Below are 21,338 nucleotides of genomic sequence, written 5' to 3' on the forward strand. Positions count from 1 at the left end.
ATGAGCAAATCATATGTTATCATCGCAGAGGTGCGTGATGGTAAGCTGCGTCAAGTCACCTTGGAAACGCTTGAATCTGTTCGTATAGCTAAAGAGGATGACGACCTCATCTCGGTTATCGTATTGGGACATCAGATATCACCTATTGTGGAACAGTTATCCCAGTACGTTAGCGGTCAAATTCATGTCATCGACCACGTCGATTTAGAGACATATAACTCGGAAATTTACTTCACTGTGCTTAAAGGATTACTAGACAACTTAAACCCACATGCCGTGTTCTTAGGGCATTCAGCTTCAGGACGTGACCTGGCTCCGATGATTGCAGCGTATTTAAATGCGGGTCAAATCTCAGATGTGATTGCTATAGAAAAAGCCAATGCGGAGGTTATATATTCACGACCTCTTTATGCGGGCAAAGCTTTTGAACAAAAGAAATTCACAAACGGTTCCCAAGTCGTTACGATACGTCCAAATAACATATCTGCTGCTAATGCTGATACTGCTAGTTCACAAGCAGAAATTATCACAATCAACTATTCACCTCCTCCCTCGCTTCGTTCTATTGTGAAAGATGTAATTCGCAAAACCTCAGGTAAAGTGGATCTGACTGAAGCCAAAATTGTCGTGTCCGGTGGAAGAGGTGTGAAGAACAGCGATGGGTTCAAACCGCTCCAAGAGCTTGCTGAAGTATTAAATGGAGCTGTGGGAGCATCCCGCGCAGCATGCGATGCAGGATATTGCGATTACGCCCTGCAGATTGGTCAGACGGGTAAAGTGGTTACACCCGAAATATATATCGCTTGCGGAATCAGCGGGGCCATTCAGCATGTAGCCGGAATGAGCCAATCCCGCATCATCATTGCCATCAATAAAGACCCTGAAGCACCTATTTTCAAAATAGCCGATTACGGAATCGTCGGGGATTTGTTCATCGTCGTCCCACTCTTGACGGAAGAGTTCAAGAAAGCTTTGGCTTGATATACAAAGACAAAGTGGTTGAGCATTATGGCTCAATGCCAAAATCAGTGAGATGATCAGTGACCGCTCCGCGGACGGATTATCCTTACGATCGCTGTTGCCTCCAAATTTATTTGAATATATCACTTTATAAGTAGAAATTTGGAGGCAAAGGCGAACGCTCCGCTTCTTCAGGACAATTCCGTCCTCTCCGCTACGATCTGCACATACTTCTACTATTAGAGAGCACTAATTAACGTCTAGAGCATATAAACCCCTAATGAAAATAAAATAACCCGCAGCTCACAATATGAGTGGCAGCGGGTCTATTTTTGGTGAGCGTTTTTGGGTCAATCTAGGAATCAGTAGTTGACTGTATGAGCGAACAAAGCGAAGGGGGCGGGGGATTCTGAAGAAACGGTAGTGTTCGCCTTTAAAGCCCTATTTTAACCAATAATCATTTTTCATTCTAGAAATAGGTCTTTAACAGCGATCGTAAGAACCCCCGACCCCGTAGTGATTCTTTTAAAGCGTCAACCACTGATTTTGCCATTGAGCCTTTTGTAATTGTATTTTCTAGCAAGCCACTATAGTATGAATAGATAGCTTTACATACCTAACACGAACATTAAGGAGTACTTACCCATGGATTTTGTTGCAATAGACTTTGAAACAGCGAACGCGAATCGATCAAGTGCTTGTTCCCTTGGCCTTGTCGAAGTCCAACAAGGAGTTATCACCTCGGAACAAGTCTGGTTAATCGATCCACAGCAGCCATTTGACTATAGAAATACCCAGATCCACGGGATCACTCCCGCAATGGTTAACGGAATGCCTACTTTTTATGAGCTCTGGCCTACAATTGAACCTCTCCTACAAGGAAAACAGGTTATAGCACACAACGCTTCATTTGATATGAGCGTATTACGCTACTGTCTAGATCAATCGGGTATAGATTATCCTACCTTCCAATATTACTGCACCTATTTGCTAAGTAAAAAAATGCTACAAGATATATCTTCCTATAAATTAAATGTGATTTCTGCTTATTATGGCATTGCGCTTAACCATCATGAAGCATTAGATGATGCTCGTGCATGTGCGAAGATTCTTCTGAAGTTACTAGAACGGGAAAATCACGCTGATCCAGTACAACTCTCCAAAGCACATGGTTGTAAGATAGGAACGATGTTTGTTGGAGGTTATACCCCCTTCTCGGCTCCTGCGAAGAAACGGCCGAAGACATCATCTTCAAGAAGTCACTTAGCATTTCCTAACAGCCGAGTAACTTTCTGAGTTAGGTACGCGTTTCAGCATCACAACCTAAAACACTAAATAGCCCCCATGCTTCTGCATGGAGGTTATTTTTTTTCGTGCCCTCAGAGCCAATTTATTTAGGTTTGATTTTGAAAATGATTACTGACTTACCCGCCGGTAGATATCTATATATTTTTCAGCCGAAACATCCCAGCTATAATCCCCCGCAAGTGCGTTGCTTACTATCTTCTTCCAATGTTCTTCATCCCTGTAGAACGACACTCCCCGCCTCAGGGTATGCAGCATATCGTGTGCATTAAAGCTGTGAAACGTGAATCCATTACCTTCACCCGTAAACTCGTTGTACGAATGTACCGTGTCATTCAGACCTCCAGTCTCCCGTACAACAGGGATACTTCCGTAGCGCAGAGCTAGTAATTGACTGATCCCACACGGTTCAAATTGAGATGGCATGAGAAACAGATCGCTTCCCGCATAAATACGGCGAGATAAACCATCGTTGAATTTAATCTGGACTGACAGTTTCTCAGGATGACGATATTCCGCTTCCCGGAACCAATCCTCATAGGCCCGATCACCTGTACCCAGAATGACAAACTGAACGTCATCGAAGTGTAACCATTCATCGATCACCCGCGTCACCAAATCGAGCCCTTTTGGTTCTACCATTCGCGTCACCATAGCAATAAGCGGAATGTCAGCTGATTGTTTCAGTCCCAATTCTTGTTGTAACTGAATTTTATTCTCACGTTTCTTAGCCAGACTACTCCGATATCGAACCGCTAGCTGCTGATCACTCACTGGATTATATAATTTTGTATCAATCCCATTCACAATCCCCGAGAAACGGTCTCCCAGTGACCTTAGGAGTCCGTCAAGACCATACCCATAATGAGTCGTCTTAATCTCCTCGGCATAGGTAGGACTAACCGTCGTCACATGGTCTGCAAATACCAGACCTGCCTTCATAAAGCTGACATTCCCATTATATTCAACACCATCTACGTTGAAATAATGATGAGGTAGACTTAACAAATCTCCCAATATGCCATAGGGGAATATACCCTGATACAGCAGGTTGTGTATGGTAAATACCGTTCGGATATTTTGGTAAAATTCGTTCCCTTGATAATGTTCCCGAAGGAGTAAAGGAATCATCGCTGTATGCCAATCATGACAGTGGAGCACGTCAGGGGCGAAATCAATTAGCGGTAACACTTCTAGTACAGCCCGATCTAGAAAGGCAAACCGTTCCCCATCATCCCAATGTCCATATACCCCATCTCTTCCAAAATAATATTCGTTATCGATAAAATAGACCGGGATATCTTCCCAAACTAAATATTGAACTCCACAATATTGATTCCGCCACCCAACAGGCACTATTACTTCTCCTAGATGTTGCAGACCATCACGATACTGCGCTGGCATTTCTCGGTATTTAGGCAAAATAACTCTCACATCATGCCCTGCACTACGTAATGCTTTCGGTAGCGCACCTATGACATCTGCCAACCCACCTGTTTTGATAAAAGGTGCCGCTTCAGCAGCAGCGAACAAAATTTTCATTTCTTAACCCTCCTTAGAACAGTCTTCCTTAAGACTCCTGAAGTAGACTCCTGAAGCTTGTACCTTTTCTCTCTCTTCGTCCAATATGACGCGTTTGTCATGGCTTCTGGCCGCCTTCTTCCAGATAGTCATACTCAGCGGTGGAAGAGTCATCACGACACTTTGTAACTGATCATGCCACTGAATTCTCTCACTAGATAGGCTTGTAAGCTGAATATGCCCTTCACCACCGTAGGCCTCATTGTCGCTATTGAAAATTTCATTGTAAATCCCGAACCTAGGTACGCCTACACGGTAATTTTCTCTGGCAACCGGGAGGAAATTAATCACTACTAACACAGTATCCTTAGCCTTTCTGCCCTTGCGTAAATAACAGATCACACTTTGCGTGGAGTCATGTGGGTTAATCCATTGATAACCATCCCAGCTATGATCCTGCTCCCAAAGTGCAGGTTCATTCAAATACAAATGATTTAGTGCAGCGGTGTAATGTGACATCTTCCGGTGGGCTTCATACTCGTGTAAGAACCAATCGAGCTGTGCTTGATCTCGCCATTCGATAAACTGGCCAAACTCTCCACCCATAAACAGCAACTTTTTACCAGGAGATGTTATCTGATATCCCAGTAATAACCGTAATCCGGCAAATTTATCACTATAACTGCCTGGCATTTTATTAACCAATGATTTCTTTCCATGAACCACTTCATCATGGGACAACGGAAGTGTGAAATTCTCCGAAAAAGCATAGCAGATAGGGAAAGTTAGTAGCTGATGACTATTTGGACGTTCTTCAAATGGCTTCTCTATGTACTTCAGCGTGTCATTCATCCAGCCCATATTCCATTTGTAGTTAAATCCAAGTCCTCCATCCTTAACCGAATTCGTAACGCCAGGCCACGCACTTGATTCCTCTGCCATCATCAATACATCGGGATAGTAACTAAACACAACTTCATTAAGCTCGCGAAGGAACGAAATGGCCTCGATGTTTTCAACTCCTCCTTGATGATTAAGACGATATTGACTCTCAGACTTCTCAAAGTCTAAGCGGATCATACTCGTCACCGCATCCACACGTAAGCCATCGAAGTGATATAGATCCAACCAATACAATGCGCTTGATATTAGGAATGAGCGAACTTCGGGTTTACCGAAATCAAAACTAAGCGTTCCCCAGCCCGGTTTTTCGGCTAATAGAGGATCACCATATTCATACTGCGGACTTCCATCAAACATTCTTAGACCATGTGCATCTTTAGTGAAATGTCCAGGTACCCAATCAAGTATGACTCCAATCCCTTCCTGATGACAGCGATCCACGAAATACATCAGGTCTTGCGGTGTTCCGTAGCGACTGGTGGGGGCAAAATAGCCTGTTGTTTGATATCCCCAAGACAAATCATACGGGTGCTCCGTTATGGGCATAATTTCAATATGGGTATAACCCATCGTTTTCACGTAAGGAATAAGTTCTTCTGCCATTTCACGATAAGTTAACATATCACCATTTTCTTTATGTTTCCATGTACCAAAGTGTATCTCATAAATGTTAATCGGCTGATGAAATGGATCCTGCTTACTCTTTCTCCATAAGTCATCTCCCCATGTGTATCCACCCAACGATTTGATAATGGAGGCTGTATCCGGTCTGACTTCTGCATGGAACGCATAAGGGTCGGCTTTAAGAGTGATATTCCCATCTGCTCCTGTTATCTCATACTTGTAAAAAGTACCTTCTGTAAGCCCCGGAAAAAAACGAGTCCAAATTCCCGAATCGGGTATCTTATATAATAAATCGTTTTTCCCTTGCCATGCATTAAAGTCCGAGGCGATCCCGACTTGTTGTGCAGTTGGCGCCCAGACTGTAAATCTAACACCTTTTGTACCATCTTCCTCAACCAAGTGGGCTCCAAACGTGTGGTAGCTTCGGTATAACTTACCTTCATGAAATAAATAAATGTCTGTTCTAGAAACGGGACTTCCTTGCATTGATTGCTCTGACAAATGATCACCTACTTTAGAATATAGTCCCACGTTCATATTTACCCAAAACATCCCTTCATGAAAAAAGAAAATTACGTTCATGAAAAGTATATGTAATATTTCTTAATCAATTTCCATATTTTTAGATTCAACGACTTTTTATTTTGTTTATGTATGTATAACATGAGCGAAACCACACGGGAGGAAAAAAAGATGAAAAATAATTGTATTGCAATGTTGCTAGCCGGAGGGGAAGGTCGAAGACTATCTCCACTTACATCCAAACAAGCTAAACCAGCCGTTCCCTTTGGTGGACATTATCGTATTATCGATTTTCCTCTCAGCAATTGTGTTAATTCTGGGATCAATACCATCGGAGTTTTAACTCAATATGAAGCTGAGTCATTACATGAACATATCGGAGAAGGTGAAGCCTGGAAACTTCCTAGAACAGATGACAACGGAATTTCCATGCTTCCATCGTATAACGTTGGTGTAGATGAATATTTAGGGACTGCAGATGCCATCTTCAAAAATATCGATTACGTTGATGCGCATGAACCTGAGAATGTACTCATCTTATCGGGGGATCACATCTATCACATGGACTATAGGGAAATGTTGGATTTCCATGTGAATAGCAATACTTCAGCAACGATATCCGTAATGCCTGTACCCTGGGAAGAAGCCCACCGATTTGGTGTCATGTCCAGAGATGATCAATTCCGTATTACGGAATTCGCCGAGAAGCCCGCAAAACCTGCCAGTAATCTGGCATCCATGGGAATATATTTATTTAAATGGAGTTTTTTGAAAAAACATTTGCTTGATGATGCAAAAAATCCCAATTCGAGTCATGACTTTGGTAAAGATGTCATTCCAAAGATGCTTGCCGGTACGGAAAGTCTGCATGCATTTGAATTCAAAGGATACTGGCGTGATGTAGGAACGATCCATAGTTTATGGGAAGCTCATATGGACCTACTCAGTAATAGCCCTGACTGGCAACTGATGAACGAAGAATGGCCGATGTATACTCGAGATCTTCGTGCCAAGATTGGATCACTTAAGCCACAGGCAAAACAGGGTAAAAATTGCATGATCCATGATGATTGTTCGTTAGAAGGTACAGCAGAACGCTCAGTCATTTTCAATGGCACCGAAATCGGTCGGAATGCCAAGATCAAAGATAGTGTCATTATGCCTGATGTTAAAATTGGGCGAAATGTCATTATCGAACGTGCCATTATCGGTGAGGGTGCCATTATTAAGGATGGTGCTGTTATTAAGGGTAGCATTAGTGAAATTACAGTTGTTGCACCAAATGAGATTGTAGCCGCTAAACCAATACTTCGTCCCCAGCCTTCCCGTTTGCTCAAGGAAGTATACGATAATACTGCAAGGCTACGTGCAGAAGTATCCTCGTAATATGGCAAAAGACCGTTCGGAGAACGTATCCGAACGGTCTTTTTTTAATTATAAACTTTCATACAACTTCTTATCCAATTCGTATAGATTAACTTGGCGTCCATACTTATTCTGACCAATACCCAAGAACTTAAATCCAAGCGCTTGATACATCAAATTGACTTTCTCATTCTTTGCCCAGCAATCTAGACGAAGTCCTCGTCTATTTAGTTCTCTGCTTCGCTTAACTGCCCAGTGTATCATTTCATTACCTAGACCATGCCCTCGGAAGTTAGAGTTTACCGTGAGTCGATGTAAATAACTATAACCCTCCACATGTAGTGAGCCCCAATAATCCGGATCCCGATCTTGTAACGTAAAGAATCCGACAGGTTCATCCCCACTAAACAACAGATATAGTTCGCGAGTGGCAAAATAAGAAGCCACTTCCTCCTCAGTAAATTGATCAGGATTCCATTGGGGCACTCCAATCGAGTTCATCCATAATGCAGCATTAATCAACATTTGACGGATGATCTCACTATCCTTTGGTTCTGCAAGGCATATTTCGAAATTCCCTGTAGAAGTAATCATGGTGTCCAAACGTTTACTCATAACCGATGTTTCCCTCCGGTCTACCGTCTATCTGATTGCCGTTTAGCAAGTTCTTATCTCCATCTTCCTTCATTTCATCTGCTTCAGACTGTTCAATTAGAGGTAGCAAAATTGAGACTGTTGTCCCCACTCCAAGTTCACTGTGAATGTCCATCTTGCCGTTGTGAAGCTCGACCAGTTGCTGACTAATGGCTAGTCCAAGTCCAGTTCCACCGCCCTGATGATTGACCTGGAAAAAGCGATCTTTCACCTTATTTAAATGCTCTTCACTAATTCCAATCCCGCTGTCCACAATTTCGACGAGCACTTGATTATTGTCTTGAAGACTAACTACCAATTCAATCCAACTGTTCTCATTCGAGAATTTAATCGCATTATCTACGATATTCAAGAAGACTTGTTTCAACCGGTTGCCGTCCCCGATCACAAATAGGGTTCGATTACTTTTATCATCAAGCTGCAACTGGATTTGCCTTTGCTCCGCTTTTGCCCACACGTTAAGCATAATTTCCTGAAGAAGTTCCTTCAGATTAACACGGCCAATAACCAGCTTCATTTCATTTTGCTGCAGTTTAGAGAAATCAAGAATTTCTTCCACAAGACCAATTAATCGCTCGGTCTCCTTGGCAATTATTCCGACACCTATCTTAGTCTCCGCAGGATCAAAACCTCCGGATGTCAACGTCTCACTCCAACCCTTAATACCTGTTAACGGAGTACGTAATTCGTGTGAGATAGAGGAGATGAAATCATCCTTTATCTGATTACTCCGCACAATTTCCTGTGCCATAAAATTCAACGTTGAGGCTAGCTCACCGAGCTCATACTTATAATTTCCTTTAATACGAACATCAAACTTCCCCCTCGCCATCTGGGCGGATACAGCTCTGATGTTGTTAATAGGCTTCACTATGGAATTGGCTAGACCGATACTGAACAAGGTCACGAGGGCTAATACTGCACCCGCTATCCCCACAGAGAACACCGTAAGCGACATTAATTTCGAATTCACTTCTTCGAGTGAAGTAACATATCGAACAATATAACGATTCTCACCTCTCACCTGTAGAGGTGTTGACACCGACATGACCAATTCACCCGTGGTAGGCTGTCGCCCAATCCATTTACTCCCCTGCACACCAGCTATAGCTTGAGGGACATCACTCGTCTGAATTGTTTTATCCGCCTGAAAGTGCGTACTACTGGCCTTAACCTCACCTTTATTATTGAGAATCATTAGCTCAGTATTGCTAAGTTCGAAAGTTCGCAGCATTTCCGTAAAATAGTTAGGGTCCTTCTCCGCATACAACCTTACGAATTTCTGAAAGTAATCGGACGCCCAAGTCGAATGATTCGATATGTGATTATATATTGTATCGTAGTAATACGTTCGGATGACAACAGTGAAAATCCCCTCCACCAATAGCAGCGTAACGAACACTACAATAAAATAATGAAGGACGATTTGTCGCCCGATTCCTTTCTTGATCATTGTCCCTCGCCCTTCCACTTATAGCCATGGCCCCATACCGTTTGTAGGAAGGCCGGTTCGGAAGGATTGTTCTCTATCTTCTGCCGAAGTCTACGGATGTTTACATCGACGATCTTGGGATCACCCATATATTCTTTGCCCCAAACATGATCAAGCAGCAGATCCCGGCTTAGTGGTGTATTTTCCTTCTCCAGGAAGTATTGAATCAATGAAAACTCCGTCGGTGTTAATTCTATAAGCTGTCCCATTTTCTTGAATTGCTTCGAAATAAGATCTAGTGTAAAAGGACCCGATGTGAATGTCACCTTAGCACTGTTCTCCCGATAGACGTTAACTCTCCGTAGTAGCGATTGGATACGAGCGATCAGTTCTGTGGGGCTAAATGGCTTGCTTATATGATCATCGGCCCCAACCGAAAGAGCATATACTTTATCCTGTTCTTGGACCTTGGCAGTCAAGAATACAATTCCAATTCGTTCATTCGTTTCCCGAATACGACGACATACTTCGAATCCGTCAATTCCTGGAACCATGACGTCCAGCAATGCAATGTCGATGTCCGGGACACTTTGCAGTTGACTCAGAGCCTCATGCCCATTGGCCGCTTCCAATACTTCAAAGCCGTTCCGTTTCAAGTTAATCACAATAAAACTGCGGATCGATTCTTCATCTTCCAATATCAAAACTTTGCTCAACTTTAACTCCCCCTATTCCGGAAATAGCGATTACCGCTTAATTTCTTTTTCACCTTTATTTACTCTCAATTCGGAATGACTCAAGAACCCAATTACCTTATCATTAGCTCTAGCGAGTAGTTCCCAATCAGATTTATACCGTTCCCACTCCGATAGGCTGAAGAAGCGGATTTCAGCCAGCGTCTCGTTGTTATCAATTCGAATGAACCGAAGATACTTATTCTTATCTGAATTCTTCGTATCAATGGTGACATTACCACGCCAATCGTTCGGAAAACTGAAATAAAATCTTCCTTGCAAATCCATGTATTGCTGCATAACGAATTTCAGACCCTTGTCCTCATCCCATTGATAATACGAGAATAGCCAAGGAATTTCATCAAAAGCAATGAATTCCCATCCTTTGGGAATTTCCAAACGCCCAATTTCGAGAATACCATCATCGTTTACATCCCCGCTCATAATCGGGTATGCCTTGTAGGTGAAGTCTTGATCCAATAGATCCACTAATTTACCATCTTTCATGACAATAACATGAGAATAAGCATCATTCGTTCCGAGTGCAGCATCCAGAATGATCCCTTTGACCTTTGGCGTAATGTTGCCATGAACTGCGTTATAGTATTCGGTGATGTGATCCTCAAGTTGGATATGATCCAATTCTTCAAATGATCCACTCTCGAGGGAACCATTATATTGATAAGTCGTCACCGTAGAGTACTGATCTTTTTTCACTGTGACTACAGTAATATCTGGAGTGGAATCCAAATTGAGATCATCAATCATAAAGTGATTGTACGGAAGAGAGAGCAACTTCTCTACTTCATTTGCATCATAAGTGTAGATGGTAAGACCTTTTTGTAATTCCTTGTCTCCACTAGAAAACCCGGCAATGATATCGATATGCCCATCACCCGTCATATCCTTCAGATCAAATGATTCAAGAACCTGGCCTTCTCCATCAAATCTTACCTTCGGTTCCCATGTATCACCTTTCCTCGCCAAGATTAAACCATGAATTCGTACGGTTTCTTCCGGCGTTTCGTAGAATACAACGGCCTCATCAATTCCATCTTTATTCAAGTCCGCTACACGGATCGCGCTGACATCGCTCACATTTCGAGGACTAACAATCGGTGCCCCTTTAAGCTCAGCTTCTATCACGCTTTTGAGACTTGCTTTCTCAGAGGACAACTCCGGTGTCTTCATTAAGGTTTTGGGATCACTTATAAAAGTACAGCCACTTAAGACTAGAAGCAGAAAGCAACCCACAAGTGCGGGAACCCACCTTTTCATCGTCCATTGCATGACTTCGTTCATACCAAATCAATTGACCGCTTCTCATCCATGGTCAGTCTTCTTCCTTTCACGTCGACACGTAGCTCCCCGTCGATTATTCCCCAGATCCTTGTGCAGTACCTTTCCGCCAGTTCTATAGGAAGTGCTGCGATTACAATCTTGTCTTGTTCAATGCATAGCGTTTTCAATGTATTTATAACATGCTCAGCCGTCTTAGGATCGAGACCTATTACCGGCTCATCCGCCGCGATAAATCCCGCCCCATGAACTAATGCACGACATATGGCCACACGCTGTTTCTCCCCACCGCTTAGACTTCCCGCTTTGAGCTTAGCTTTATCAAGTAGACCATATTTCTCGAGTTCATCCATAGCACCCATGTAATCATCCGAACGAACCATTCCAATAAGCCTACGCAATCGTGATACTTGACCTGCTTGTCCAATCAATACGTTCTTAAGTGCTGTTTTTTCAATATCGAGTGATGGGTTCTGTTCCAGATAAGCGCATTTAGAACGGTACTTCTGAGGACCACGTCCGCCGCCTTTAATAACAGAATTACCTTCCCATGTATAATCGCCACTATCCCATTTCTCACGCAGAGCGAGACAGCGAAGTAATGTACTTTTACCACTACCACTGGGTCCAACTATACCGATCATTTCACCAGCTTCATATTGAGTAGTTATACCATGAAGTATTTCTCTTTTTGTTCCTTCATCTGTCAAAGATTTATTTAAGTTATTTACCTTAATCATGTCCGATTCTCCTTTAACGTTTCCTCTGCTTCTTCTAGTGTATTGGAAAAAGAACTGAAAATCTATTACACCATCTTAATATTTGATTAATTTTTGGTCAGTTTCGGGCGAAAAAAGATTCCAGATACCGTAAACAGCAGATAAGTTGAGCCCAAAATAACAAAGAGTAGCCCTACAGAACCAAGTTCCATTACAGATCCTCCAAGGTTTGGACCAATAATACTACCGAGACTAAAGTGAAATGAAGCGATCACATTCGCAGCAGGTAATAAATTTCGGGGTAGAATGTCAGCGGCATATGCTAGTCCTAAAGAGAAGAACGAGCCGACGAGTCCTCCCGCTCCCATAAATAATAACGCTAAGCCAAAGTAATTATTTCCGCATAACGGAACAAGCAGGAACAGAATACCGCCTCCAACACCTGCAGCCATAAGCACACCTTTTCGCCCGAAGCGATCACTAAGATATCCAAGAGGTAATTGGAGAATGAGACCTCCTATTCCGAAGAATGGTAATAATGTAGATATCTGACCCGAACTAAGTCCAGTACGTAGTCCATAAATCGGGAAGTTACTATTCATTGATGCTTCCATATAACCGTACATCAACGAAGGCAACAGTGCAAACCAAGCTAATCTGTAAATAAGGGCATATTTTCTCGTTTGACCTCGCTCTTTAACCGACCCAGTTGATTCCGGATATGTATTCGGCATTTGATGGTAAACAAGTATAGCGATAAGTGCAGTTAAAAAGGAAAGTAAAACAAAGGGTACCCATTCTCCGTAGGGAAGCAGTCTGATTCCTAATGGACCCAAACTGAAGCCCAGACCATACGACATACCATAGATCGAAATATTTCGACCACGTTGACCTGGCGGAGAGATCAGTAGCAACCACAACTGAGAGGCAAAATGAATCGCGCTGTCCCCTGCTCCAACAAGCAGACGAAGCAACAACCAAATTCTGAGGTCTGACACGAATGGAAATAAGGGAAGTGCGACGAAAACCATCACAAGTCCACCGAACAAAGGTTTCTTGAACCCGGCCAACCCGAGTAGTCGCTCAGCGACAAGTGCCATCGCAAAGGATCCAATATATAGCGATGCAGCATGTAGACCATTAACTGATGAAGAAATGCCCCGTTCTTCCATAAAGATGGACAGTACGGGCAGCAGCAGTCCTTGGCTGAGACCAGACATAATAATAACAATAATTAGAATAATTGAGGGTGAAAGATAACGTTTGGGTAAAGACTCTGTGGCTGTCAAAAGTGCTTCCTCCTAAAATGAAAGAAAATCGCCAACAGATACGACGACTTTCCGCTAATATGATTTCTATATAAATACCTAAACATTATAGTGGACAATCGTATGCCAAACAAGCCATAATGAAATTGTATGTAATGATACATGGGAGGTTTCTTGTCATGACTTATGAAGTGAAGGTCGACGTTTCTCCAGTCTATGAACTGCTAAGCAGCTTTATGGTATATACAACAAGAAAATGGGTAGATAATCTCGATATCGGCCTGGAATGGATTGAAGAAACTCACGCTCGGTTTACTCCAGAATTGGACAAGTCGTTCGAAGAAGCTTCAACACTTCCATTCTCCGATTATGACATTTTATACGCTTTAGCTATTGAACGAAATCCCGCTGATGATATACATGAATTCCTGAACAATCTCACCGAAACGGCGGTCGAGATTCTTTGCCGTAAGGTTAATCCCTACGTACCCGCTGCGAATAATGAGGATCTCGAAAGAGTTGTCCATAGTTATGTACCACTAATACGAATTTGGAATGATTTCTATTTTAATGAGGTTCGGGCTCAATTTCTCCCCCTTTTGGAGGAGGACGCTTCCGAGAAAAATGTCTTATTACACAAGATGGATGCCGATGCTCTCATTGAATACGCCACATGTGGTTTGATTCTAGAACCTGCACTTGAACTAGAGAAGGTTATCATTATTCCTTCCGTTCATATGCGTCCCATCAATACTTATTGTTTCTATCACAATACGCTGCTGATCCAATATCCCATCGATATTCCCGAAATCGATGAAGACGAACCATCAACCTGCCTAATTCGCCTAACACGTGCTTTATCCAAACCAGACCGTCTCCGCTTATTGCGGTATGTGGCAAATGATCCCAAATCATTGCAGCAAATGATGGTGGATTTGAACCAGACAAGGGACAAATTAATGCATGATCTTATGCTGCTTCGAGTGGCAGGACTTTTACGTATTCATCTCGTTGATCAAGACACCGAGAAATTCACCATCAGACCAGATGGAGTTTCGGAACTACAGATTTTTCTAGAATCCTATATCCGCTTGTAGTGTTCCATATATTTTAGAAAACTATAATCCTAAAGATCATCTCAAGGGTGATTTGCTCTAGGAGCCACACTTCTGCTATGTTAAGATAACTATTACTTAACTTTCTTTTTCACATAATAAGGAGTGATCGGCTTTGAAGACAATACGACTGCAGCAAATACTATTCGACCTTGACGATACGTTGATTCACTGTAATAAATACTTTGAATTAATTCTGAGCCAATTCGCTGATATCATGGTAGATTGGTTTCAATCTTATAGAATAGACGTACAAGAAATCAGGTCCAAACAGATCGAGATAGATGTTGAGGGCGTTAGCAAACTTGGCTTTGCCAGCTTACATTTCCCGCAATCGCTCATCGACACCTACCGTTATTTCTGTTTCCAATGTGGTCGTGACCATACGGCGATGGAAGAGGAAATATTGATGAAGCTTGGTATGAGTGTTTATGATTTACCAATCGAACCTTATCCTGGCATGGTGGAAACACTCGATCACCTTCAGGAACAAGGACATGAATTATCTTTGTATACTGGTGGCGAATCTGTCATACAGCGCCGTAAAATCGAACAAATGAAGCTCTCTGAGTACTTCCAAGACCGGATCTATATCCGCCAGCATAAGAATGTTGAAGCGCTTGAAGGTATCCTGCAATCTCGTAATTTCGAACGTAAACACACTTGGATGATTGGAAATAGTCTGCGGACAGACATTATGCCTGCTATCTCCGCTGGAATCAATACAGTCTATATTAAGCTACCAGATGAGTGGACCTATAATATCGTCGAGTTGAAGAAAGATACCGATACAACCATGTACACTGTCTCTTCATTGGAAGATGTCCCTCGGATAATCACTGAAAGTATGGCCATGGCTCAGCATTAGTCATGTGCTAAATCAAAGAATGGATAGAGTGTTCAGAGAACTTCTGAAACTCTATCCATTTTTAATTAGGTCAACATGAAATAGCTCAACACTACGATGACGGATTATTCTTACGATCGCTGTTGTGTTGGTTATTGACTTGGATAGGTTTCATTCAAGAAAGCCACAGTTTGATTGATAAAAGTTTTAAGTACATCAACATCTATATCTGCTACTTTATTGATGTACACACATCCTTTTCCTGCTGTATGCTTGCCAAGGTCTTGTAATAATTTCACGCGATCTGTCTCACTTGTCGTAAAATACAAGCTCGTCTTAGCTTTTCGTGGTGAAAAGCCTACGAGTGGAGCATCGCCTTCGTGACCGGATGCATATTTATAATGATAGGCGCCAAAGCCAATAATACTTGGTCCCCACATCTTTGCTGGAAACCCTGTTGTTTCCGTGAAAATATCTAACAATTTGTATGCATCTTCACGTTTCTTGGGATTTTCAATATTTTCAATAAACTCAATAACGCTATTATCGTTAAATTTTGTTTTAATTTCGTACATAGAGGGAATCCCCTTTCTCAACCGTCGGTCTTCTGCAATTCAAGCTGACCAGTTATTCGATTCGCAAGAACTATTCGGGCCTTGAAATCCCCTTCAGGATCTTTGAATGACAGGAGCTGCGTCTGTCCCTTCTCCAGCAATGTTCTCAGCATCGCTTCCGAGATTTTCTTACCGGAGAATTCCTTCCAAATCACAAAGCCACAGCCTTGTTTATAATGAGTACATCCAAAACCCTTGCGGCCCTCAATGAGCTGACCACCGCAATTCTCACGTGGACATGGAGCAAGTGGTGTCAGGACTCCCGATGTAGAAGAAGATTTGGTAGTGGAATCCTTGGTAGTAGAAGCCCTAGAACGCGGAGTCGATCCAGAACTATCACCAGCGCTCTTCCCTTGTTTCGTCGATGTAGAGTTTCCACGGCTGCCCTTACTTTTACTCTTCTCTTCTTCTTCCGTTTCGAACAAGGAAGCGTCAGCTTTGGGCTGAATCCGTACTTTTTCGATAATAGACAGCGTAAATTTCTTCACATTATCCATAAATTTCTCACGAGCGGCTTCGCCTTTGGATATTTGATACAGTCTACGCTCCCATTGTCCTGTCATTTCAGGAGAGGTCAATAACTCAACACCTGCATGACGTATTAGCTCAATGGCCATACGACCTTTCTGCGTTACGATGATCCTTTTGCCCTGCATCGTAATGTATCCCACATTCTTAAGGCGCTCAATCGTTGCCGCTCTAGTGGCCGGTGTCCCCAACCCCGCATCTTTCATGGCATCACGCAGTTCCTCGTTCTCTAACTGCTTACCAGCGCTCTCCATAGCTCTAAGCAAGGTACCTTCGGTAAATGCCTTAGGCGGCTGCGTAGCTTTCTCTTTAGCCTCTGCTTCTAGGCAGAGAACAGGCTGATCCTTATCGATTTGGAACGGCTCGCTTACAAGCTCTTCCGTATCCTCTTCCTCGTCTTTCTTCTTACTACGTCCAGAAGATTTATTGCTATCATCGCCAGGTTGACATACTTTCCAGCCGAGAGACAACAATTCCTTCACGTTAGTCTTAAACGTCTCTTCTTCTATTAATGTCAGCACCGTATGTTGCTTATATTCAGCCGGTGGATAGAAATGCGACAAGAACCGCCGAATCACCAGATCATAGATATTCTGCTCATCTGCGCTCAGATTCGCACCCCGCTTTAGGGTAGGTAGAATCGCATGGTGATCTTCCACACGGGTCGGATTACATACGGACTTGTTGTTTACATGAACGAGCCCAGGACTTGCTCCCTCAGCCAATTCCTTATACGAAGTAGACCTTAGCATATGTAGAGTCTTATGCATCCCATCGATATTCTGTTCCGTAACATAGTTGGAGCTTGTCCGCGGATAAGAGATCACCTTATGTTTCTCATAAAGCGCTTGTGCCAAATCAAGCGTCTTCTTCGCCGAATAGCCATACTTCGCATTGGCTTCACGCTGCAATAGCGTCAAGTCATACAGCTTATAAGGGTACTCTTTCGTATCTTTGACATCATACTCGGAGATCATTCCCTCGCGACCACGCACTTTATCAGCTAGCGCTTTCGCCTTCTCTCCATCTGTCAATCGATCTCCCTGCCATGTTCCCATATACTTACGGCCAGTCTGTTCGAACTCAGCCTTGATCTCATAGTAAGAAAGCGAATCGAAACTTTCGATTTCCTTTTGACGGTCATAAATAAGTGCAAGTACGGGGGTCTGCACACGTCCCACAGACAACAATGTACGATGTTTTGTCGTGAACGCACGCGATGCATTCATTCCGATAAGCCAGTCGGCTTCACTCCGAGCTCTAGCAGCCATCGTCAGGTTCTCGAATTCTGAACTATCATGGAGTCCATCGAATCCTTTAGCTATGCTCTCTGCTGTCAGATCGGAAATCCATAATCTTTTTACTGGTTGGTTAAGTCCTAATTGCTGCTGAATTAGTGCAAATATATACTGCCCTTCACGCCCAGCATCGCATGCATTCACGATGGCATCACAGCGTTTCGCCACGTCTCCAATAATCTTCAATTGGTCAATCGTCCTCGGATTAGGCACAATCTTAAATGCCTCAGGCAAAATAGGCAGATCTCCGAAATTCCATCTCTTATATTTGACATCATAAGCGTCCGGTTCAGCCAATCCTAGTAGATGGCCAATCGCCCAAGTAATAATATAATGGTCACCTTCTAAATAAGACCGATTGTTCTTCGCCTTTGGCTCGATTACGGCAGCTATGGTTCGCCCCATATCCGGCTTCTCGGCAATAACGAGCGTTTTCATCTTCACAAGCGCCCCTTTTCTTCATAAAACTGTAGATCTTAAGTGAAACTACCTCGTCGTTCTGAACAGAAGAAAGTCCTCTCATAAACCTCAAAAAATAAAGAGCCGCGCACCGCGCAGCTCTGTAGCTAAACTCTATTATACCATATTTTTTGTCAAAATGAGTCTTCTCTTATGGTAATACCGAAGCACCCATCAAATATTTATCTACTTCACGAGCTACTTCACGCCCTTCATGAATGGCCCATACGACGAGACTTTGTCCACGCCGCATATCTCCAGCAGCGAATACTTTATCCGTGTTCGTCGTGTATTTTCCATACCGTGCCTTCACATTACTCCGGCGATCCTGTGCAAGCCCCAGCTCTTCGATGATCGTTGATTCAGGTCCATCAAAACCGATGGCGATTAAGGCTAATTGTGCCGGGAAGATACGTTCAGTTCCTGGAATAGGTTGATATATTTTGCGACCCAATTCATCAACAATTCGCTCGATATCTATCGTATGCAGTTCCTTCAAGTGCCCCTCTTCGTCTCCGACAAACCGTGTAGTCATGATCGAAAACTCACGCGGGTCGTTCCCAAACAATGCCTTGGCTTCTTCATGCGCATAAGCCAGTGTATAAACATTGGGGAACTGTGGCCATGGATTCTGAAGTTGATCCCGTTCCATAGGTGCTTTGGTATGTGTACCAAACTGTGTGATGCTGTTACAACCATGACGTAATGCAGTTGCCACACAGTCCGAACCTGTATCCCCACCACCAATAACAATCACATCTTTGTCTTGCGTGGATAAGAAGTTACCGTCACTTAGTCCTGAGTCGAGATAGCTCTTAATGGTACCTGTCAAGAATGGCATAGCATAATGAACGCCCTTCAAATGACTACCCTCAATATTAAATTCACGAGGCTTCGTTGCTCCGCCGCATAGAACGACCGCATCGAATTCATCCACGAGTTGCTGAGCCGGAATATCCTTACCGATCTCTGTATTCGTTATAAAATTCACGCCTTCTGCCGCCAACAGATCCACACGTCGCTGAACAACAGCTTTGTCCAACTTCATTGTCGGAATACCATACATTAGCAATCCACCGATACGGTCAGACCGCTCATAGACCGTCACTTCATGACCCGCCTTGTTGAGCTGCGCTGCAGCTGCAAGGCCTGCTGGTCCTGAACCAACGACAGCCACCTTCCGTCCGGTACGTTTCTCCGGTGGCTCAGGAACTACCCAACCTTCCTCGAAACCTCGATCAATAATTGCTTGTTCAATTGTCTTGATCGCTACTGGATTACCGATCAAGCCAACTGTACAAGACCCCTCGCAAGGAGCAGGACAAACCGTTCCTGTGAACTCAGGAAAATTGTTGGTCTTATGCAAACGATCCAGTGCTTCTCTCCACATATCCCGGTAAATCAAATTATTCCATTCAGGAATCAGATTATGCACCGGGCAACCAGAAGTACCACCTATCATATCAATCCCTGTGTGACAATAAGGTGTTCCGCAATCCATACAACGGGACCCTTGTGTCCGCAGTTCCTCATCCGACATATGCTTATGAAATTGCTCCCAATCATGGACCCGTTCGGACGGGCTCCGGTCACCCGGTAGTTGTCGCTTGAATTCCATAAAACCCATTGGTGTAGACATTGTAACTTTCCCCCATCCGTTAACTAATCAGTGTAACTTGATGTTAGCATTCGGGAAGAAAGTTATTAATGGATTAATACTATGATATTTTGCACTAAAACACGTTTTGTTAACGACGATTATAGGTAAGAAAACAGTAATCATAAGGATTCTTCTCATCACGAATTCCCTGTGCTTCATGAATCAATTCAAATTCTTTCCAATCGAAATGCGGGAAGAAGACATCCCCTTCGATATCTTCATCGATCCGGGTTACATATAACCGATCAGCTAACGGAATAAAGTGCTGAAACACACCCGCTCCGCCAATAATCATCAATTCTTGATCCTTGGCATATTCCATAGCCTCTTCAACGGAATAGACAATCTCCGCTCCCTCAGCCTGATAAGATCTATCCGCAGTCAGAACAATGCTTCGCCGATTAGGGAGTGGCTTACTGCCCATAGATTCCCAAGTTTTCCGGCCCATAATCATTGTCTTCCCAGTGGTATTCTCTTTGAAAAATTTCAAATCAGCAGGTAATCTCCAAGGTAACTGGTTATTCCGGCCTATCGCTCCGTTTCTGGACATAGCCCATATCAGTGATACTCCCATATTGGAATTGCCCCTCTCCGTAATATTAAACAGCTACTGGTGCCTTGATTCCAGGATGATGCTCATAACCTTCAAATTCGAAATCCTCATATACATAGTCAAAAATAGAATCAGGTTTCCGCTTGATCACTAGGTTTGGAAGAGCAAATGGCTCCCGTTCCAATTGAGTCTTAACCTGCTCCAGATGATTAGAATAAATGTGTACATCTCCACCTGACCAAACAAACTCACCGACTTCGAGTCCACACTGCTGTGCCATCATATGTGTGAGTAGCGCATAGCTGGCAATATTGAACGGCAACCCAAGGAAAGTGTCTACTGAACGCATGGTTAACATACAGGATAGCTTGCCATTTGCCACATAAAATTGGAATACAAAATGACACGGAGGCAACTTCATATTATCAACTTCAGCCACATTCCATGCGCTAACGAGATGACGTCGAGAGTCTGGATTGTTCTTGATTGCCTCTACCACATTGGCAATTTGGTCAATTTTCCGACCATCCGGCGATTCCCATGAACGCCACTGTGATCCATATACTGGACCAAGATCACCGTTCTCATCTGCCCACTCGTCCCAAATTCGCACGCCGTTCTCTTTTAAATATGAAATATTTGTATCTCCTTTAAGGAACCAGAGGAGTTCGTGAACGACTGATTTCAAGTGAATCCGTTTTGTAGTGACCAGAGGAAATCCCTTGCTTAGATCAAACCGTAATTGCCGCCCAAAGACAGATCGTGTTCCTGTACCTGTCCGATCTTCCTTCTGCGTTCCATTCTCTAGAACATCCTGCAATAAATCCAAATAATTTCTCATCTATTTTACACCCCGTATCGTTTGATTTAACTTATCCATTATAACAGAGTGTTCTTAGAGAATGGAACGAGCAGTTACAATTCATAATATGCAAAAAGAGCGTTGCCCGTGGCATCG

The 21,338-nt window shown here is 43.2% G+C and carries 18 protein-coding genes; 5 read left to right on the plus strand and 13 right to left on the minus strand.

The window, feature by feature from the left end; genetic code table 11:
* Positions 1-981 carry an electron transfer flavoprotein subunit alpha/FixB family protein gene (locus NST85_RS16425; protein ID WP_341189817.1) on the plus strand — a complete coding sequence of 327 codons (981 nt, stop codon included), beginning with the start codon at positions 1-3 and terminating at the stop codon, positions 979-981.
* A gap of 606 nt (positions 982-1,587) precedes the next feature.
* Positions 1,588-2,256 carry a 3'-5' exonuclease gene (locus tag NST85_RS16430; RefSeq protein ID WP_281278183.1) on the plus strand — a complete coding sequence of 223 codons (669 nt, stop codon included), beginning with the start codon at positions 1,588-1,590 and terminating at the stop codon, positions 2,254-2,256.
* A 120-nt stretch (positions 2,257-2,376) separates the two neighbouring features.
* On the opposite strand, the gene glgA is transcribed toward NST85_RS16430, so the two are convergent.
* Complete coding sequence (gene glgA, locus NST85_RS16435) at positions 2,377-3,807, minus strand: glycogen synthase GlgA (RefSeq protein ID WP_341189818.1); 1,431 nt, start codon at positions 3,805-3,807, stop codon at positions 2,377-2,379.
* A 3-nt stretch (positions 3,808-3,810) separates the two neighbouring features.
* A complete protein-coding gene (glgB, locus tag NST85_RS16440; RefSeq protein ID WP_341191123.1) occupies positions 3,811-5,814 on the minus strand; it encodes a 1,4-alpha-glucan branching protein GlgB in 2,004 nt (667 codons plus the stop codon).
* 192 nt (positions 5,815-6,006) lie between these two features.
* On the opposite strand from glgB, the gene NST85_RS16445 reads away from it, so the two are divergent.
* Complete coding sequence (locus tag NST85_RS16445) at positions 6,007-7,221, plus strand: glucose-1-phosphate adenylyltransferase (protein ID WP_341189819.1); 1,215 nt, start codon at positions 6,007-6,009, stop codon at positions 7,219-7,221.
* Positions 7,222-7,269: 48 nt separating this feature from the next.
* Here NST85_RS16445 and NST85_RS16450 read toward each other — a convergent pair whose 3' ends face one another.
* The 6 genes from NST85_RS16450 to NST85_RS16475 form a co-directional block, all read right to left on the minus strand.
* Entirely contained in the window at positions 7,270-7,815 is a 546-nt protein-coding gene (locus tag NST85_RS16450) for a GNAT family N-acetyltransferase (RefSeq protein ID WP_341189820.1), read from the minus strand.
* Entirely contained in the window at positions 7,808-9,307 is a 1,500-nt protein-coding gene (locus tag NST85_RS16455; RefSeq protein ID WP_341189821.1) for a HAMP domain-containing sensor histidine kinase, read from the minus strand. Before NST85_RS16455 ends, NST85_RS16450 begins: the two co-directional genes overlap by 8 nt.
* A complete protein-coding gene (locus NST85_RS16460) occupies positions 9,304-10,002 on the minus strand; it encodes a response regulator transcription factor (RefSeq protein WP_127190490.1) in 699 nt (232 codons plus the stop codon). Before NST85_RS16460 ends, NST85_RS16455 begins: the two co-directional genes overlap by 4 nt.
* A 30-nt stretch (positions 10,003-10,032) precedes the next feature.
* Positions 10,033-11,322, minus strand: a complete 1,290-nt coding sequence (locus NST85_RS16465; protein WP_341189822.1) for a hypothetical protein — start codon at positions 11,320-11,322, stop codon at positions 10,033-10,035.
* Positions 11,319-12,059 carry a phosphonate ABC transporter ATP-binding protein gene (locus tag NST85_RS16470; protein ID WP_341189823.1) on the minus strand — a complete coding sequence of 247 codons (741 nt, stop codon included), beginning with the start codon at positions 12,057-12,059 and terminating at the stop codon, positions 11,319-11,321. Before NST85_RS16470 ends, NST85_RS16465 begins: the two co-directional genes overlap by 4 nt.
* 86 nt (positions 12,060-12,145) lie before the next feature.
* Positions 12,146-13,327 (minus strand): MFS transporter, encoded by a 1,182-nt coding sequence (locus NST85_RS16475; RefSeq protein ID WP_341189824.1) that lies wholly within the window; start codon positions 13,325-13,327, stop codon positions 12,146-12,148.
* Positions 13,328-13,485: 158 nt separating this feature from the next.
* Here NST85_RS16475 and NST85_RS16480 point away from each other — a divergent pair, with 158 nt between their 5' ends.
* A complete protein-coding gene (locus tag NST85_RS16480) occupies positions 13,486-14,403 on the plus strand; it encodes an ArsR family transcriptional regulator (protein ID WP_341189825.1) in 918 nt (305 codons plus the stop codon).
* A gap of 133 nt (positions 14,404-14,536) precedes the next feature.
* Positions 14,537-15,289 carry an HAD family hydrolase gene (locus tag NST85_RS16485; protein ID WP_341189826.1) on the plus strand — a complete coding sequence of 251 codons (753 nt, stop codon included), beginning with the start codon at positions 14,537-14,539 and terminating at the stop codon, positions 15,287-15,289.
* 131 nt (positions 15,290-15,420) lie between these two features.
* Here the strand turns inward: NST85_RS16485 and NST85_RS16490 are convergent, their stop codons facing one another.
* From NST85_RS16490 to thyA, 5 genes are all read right to left on the minus strand, one after another.
* Positions 15,421-15,843 carry a DUF1801 domain-containing protein gene (locus NST85_RS16490; protein WP_341189827.1) on the minus strand — a complete coding sequence of 141 codons (423 nt, stop codon included), beginning with the start codon at positions 15,841-15,843 and terminating at the stop codon, positions 15,421-15,423.
* Between the two features lie 17 nt (positions 15,844-15,860).
* Positions 15,861-18,146, minus strand: coding sequence for a type IA DNA topoisomerase (locus NST85_RS16495; RefSeq protein ID WP_341189828.1), 2,286 nt, complete (start codon positions 18,144-18,146; stop codon positions 15,861-15,863).
* Positions 18,147-18,318: 172 nt separating this feature from the next.
* Positions 18,319-19,806, minus strand: coding sequence for a glutamate synthase subunit beta (locus tag NST85_RS16500; RefSeq protein ID WP_341189829.1), 1,488 nt, complete (start codon positions 19,804-19,806; stop codon positions 18,319-18,321).
* A 109-nt stretch (positions 19,807-19,915) separates the two neighbouring features.
* Complete coding sequence (locus NST85_RS16505; protein ID WP_341189830.1) at positions 19,916-20,401, minus strand: dihydrofolate reductase; 486 nt, start codon at positions 20,399-20,401, stop codon at positions 19,916-19,918.
* A 25-nt stretch (positions 20,402-20,426) separates the two neighbouring features.
* Positions 20,427-21,221 (minus strand): thymidylate synthase, encoded by a 795-nt coding sequence (gene thyA / locus NST85_RS16510; protein ID WP_341189831.1) that lies wholly within the window; start codon positions 21,219-21,221, stop codon positions 20,427-20,429.
* Positions 21,222-21,338 lie beyond the last annotated feature (117 nt).

Source organism: Paenibacillus sp. FSL K6-2524 (assembly GCF_038005525.1).
Classification (GTDB): Bacteria; Bacillota; Bacilli; order Paenibacillales; family Paenibacillaceae; genus Fontibacillus; species Fontibacillus anaericanus.

Excerpts from the sequence above, each read along its gene's own strand:
- NST85_RS16505 (WP_341189830.1), bottom strand. The coding sequence starts at position 20,401 with ATGGGAGTATCACTGATATGGGCTATGTCCAGAAACGGAGCGATAGGC.
- NST85_RS16450 (WP_341189820.1), bottom strand. The coding sequence starts at position 7,815 with ATGAGTAAACGTTTGGACACCATGATTACTTCTACAGGGAATTTCGAA.
- thyA (WP_341189831.1), bottom strand. The coding sequence starts at position 21,221 with ATGAGAAATTATTTGGATTTATTGCAGGATGTTCTAGAGAATGGAACG.
- NST85_RS16465 (WP_341189822.1), bottom strand. The coding sequence starts at position 11,322 with ATGAACGAAGTCATGCAATGGACGATGAAAAGGTGGGTTCCCGCACTT.
- NST85_RS16500 (WP_341189829.1), bottom strand. The coding sequence starts at position 19,806 with ATGTCTACACCAATGGGTTTTATGGAATTCAAGCGACAACTACCGGGT.
- NST85_RS16445 (WP_341189819.1), top strand. The coding sequence starts at position 6,007 with ATGAAAAATAATTGTATTGCAATGTTGCTAGCCGGAGGGGAAGGTCGA.
- NST85_RS16480 (WP_341189825.1), top strand. The coding sequence starts at position 13,486 with ATGACTTATGAAGTGAAGGTCGACGTTTCTCCAGTCTATGAACTGCTA.
- NST85_RS16455 (WP_341189821.1), bottom strand. The coding sequence starts at position 9,307 with ATGATCAAGAAAGGAATCGGGCGACAAATCGTCCTTCATTATTTTATT.
- NST85_RS16470 (WP_341189823.1), bottom strand. The coding sequence starts at position 12,059 with ATGATTAAGGTAAATAACTTAAATAAATCTTTGACAGATGAAGGAACA.
- NST85_RS16490 (WP_341189827.1), bottom strand. The coding sequence starts at position 15,843 with ATGTACGAAATTAAAACAAAATTTAACGATAATAGCGTTATTGAGTTT.
- NST85_RS16495 (WP_341189828.1), bottom strand. The coding sequence starts at position 18,146 with ATGAAAACGCTCGTTATTGCCGAGAAGCCGGATATGGGGCGAACCATA.
- NST85_RS16425 (WP_341189817.1), top strand. The coding sequence starts at position 1 with ATGAGCAAATCATATGTTATCATCGCAGAGGTGCGTGATGGTAAGCTG.
- glgA (WP_341189818.1), bottom strand. The coding sequence starts at position 3,807 with ATGAAAATTTTGTTCGCTGCTGCTGAAGCGGCACCTTTTATCAAAACA.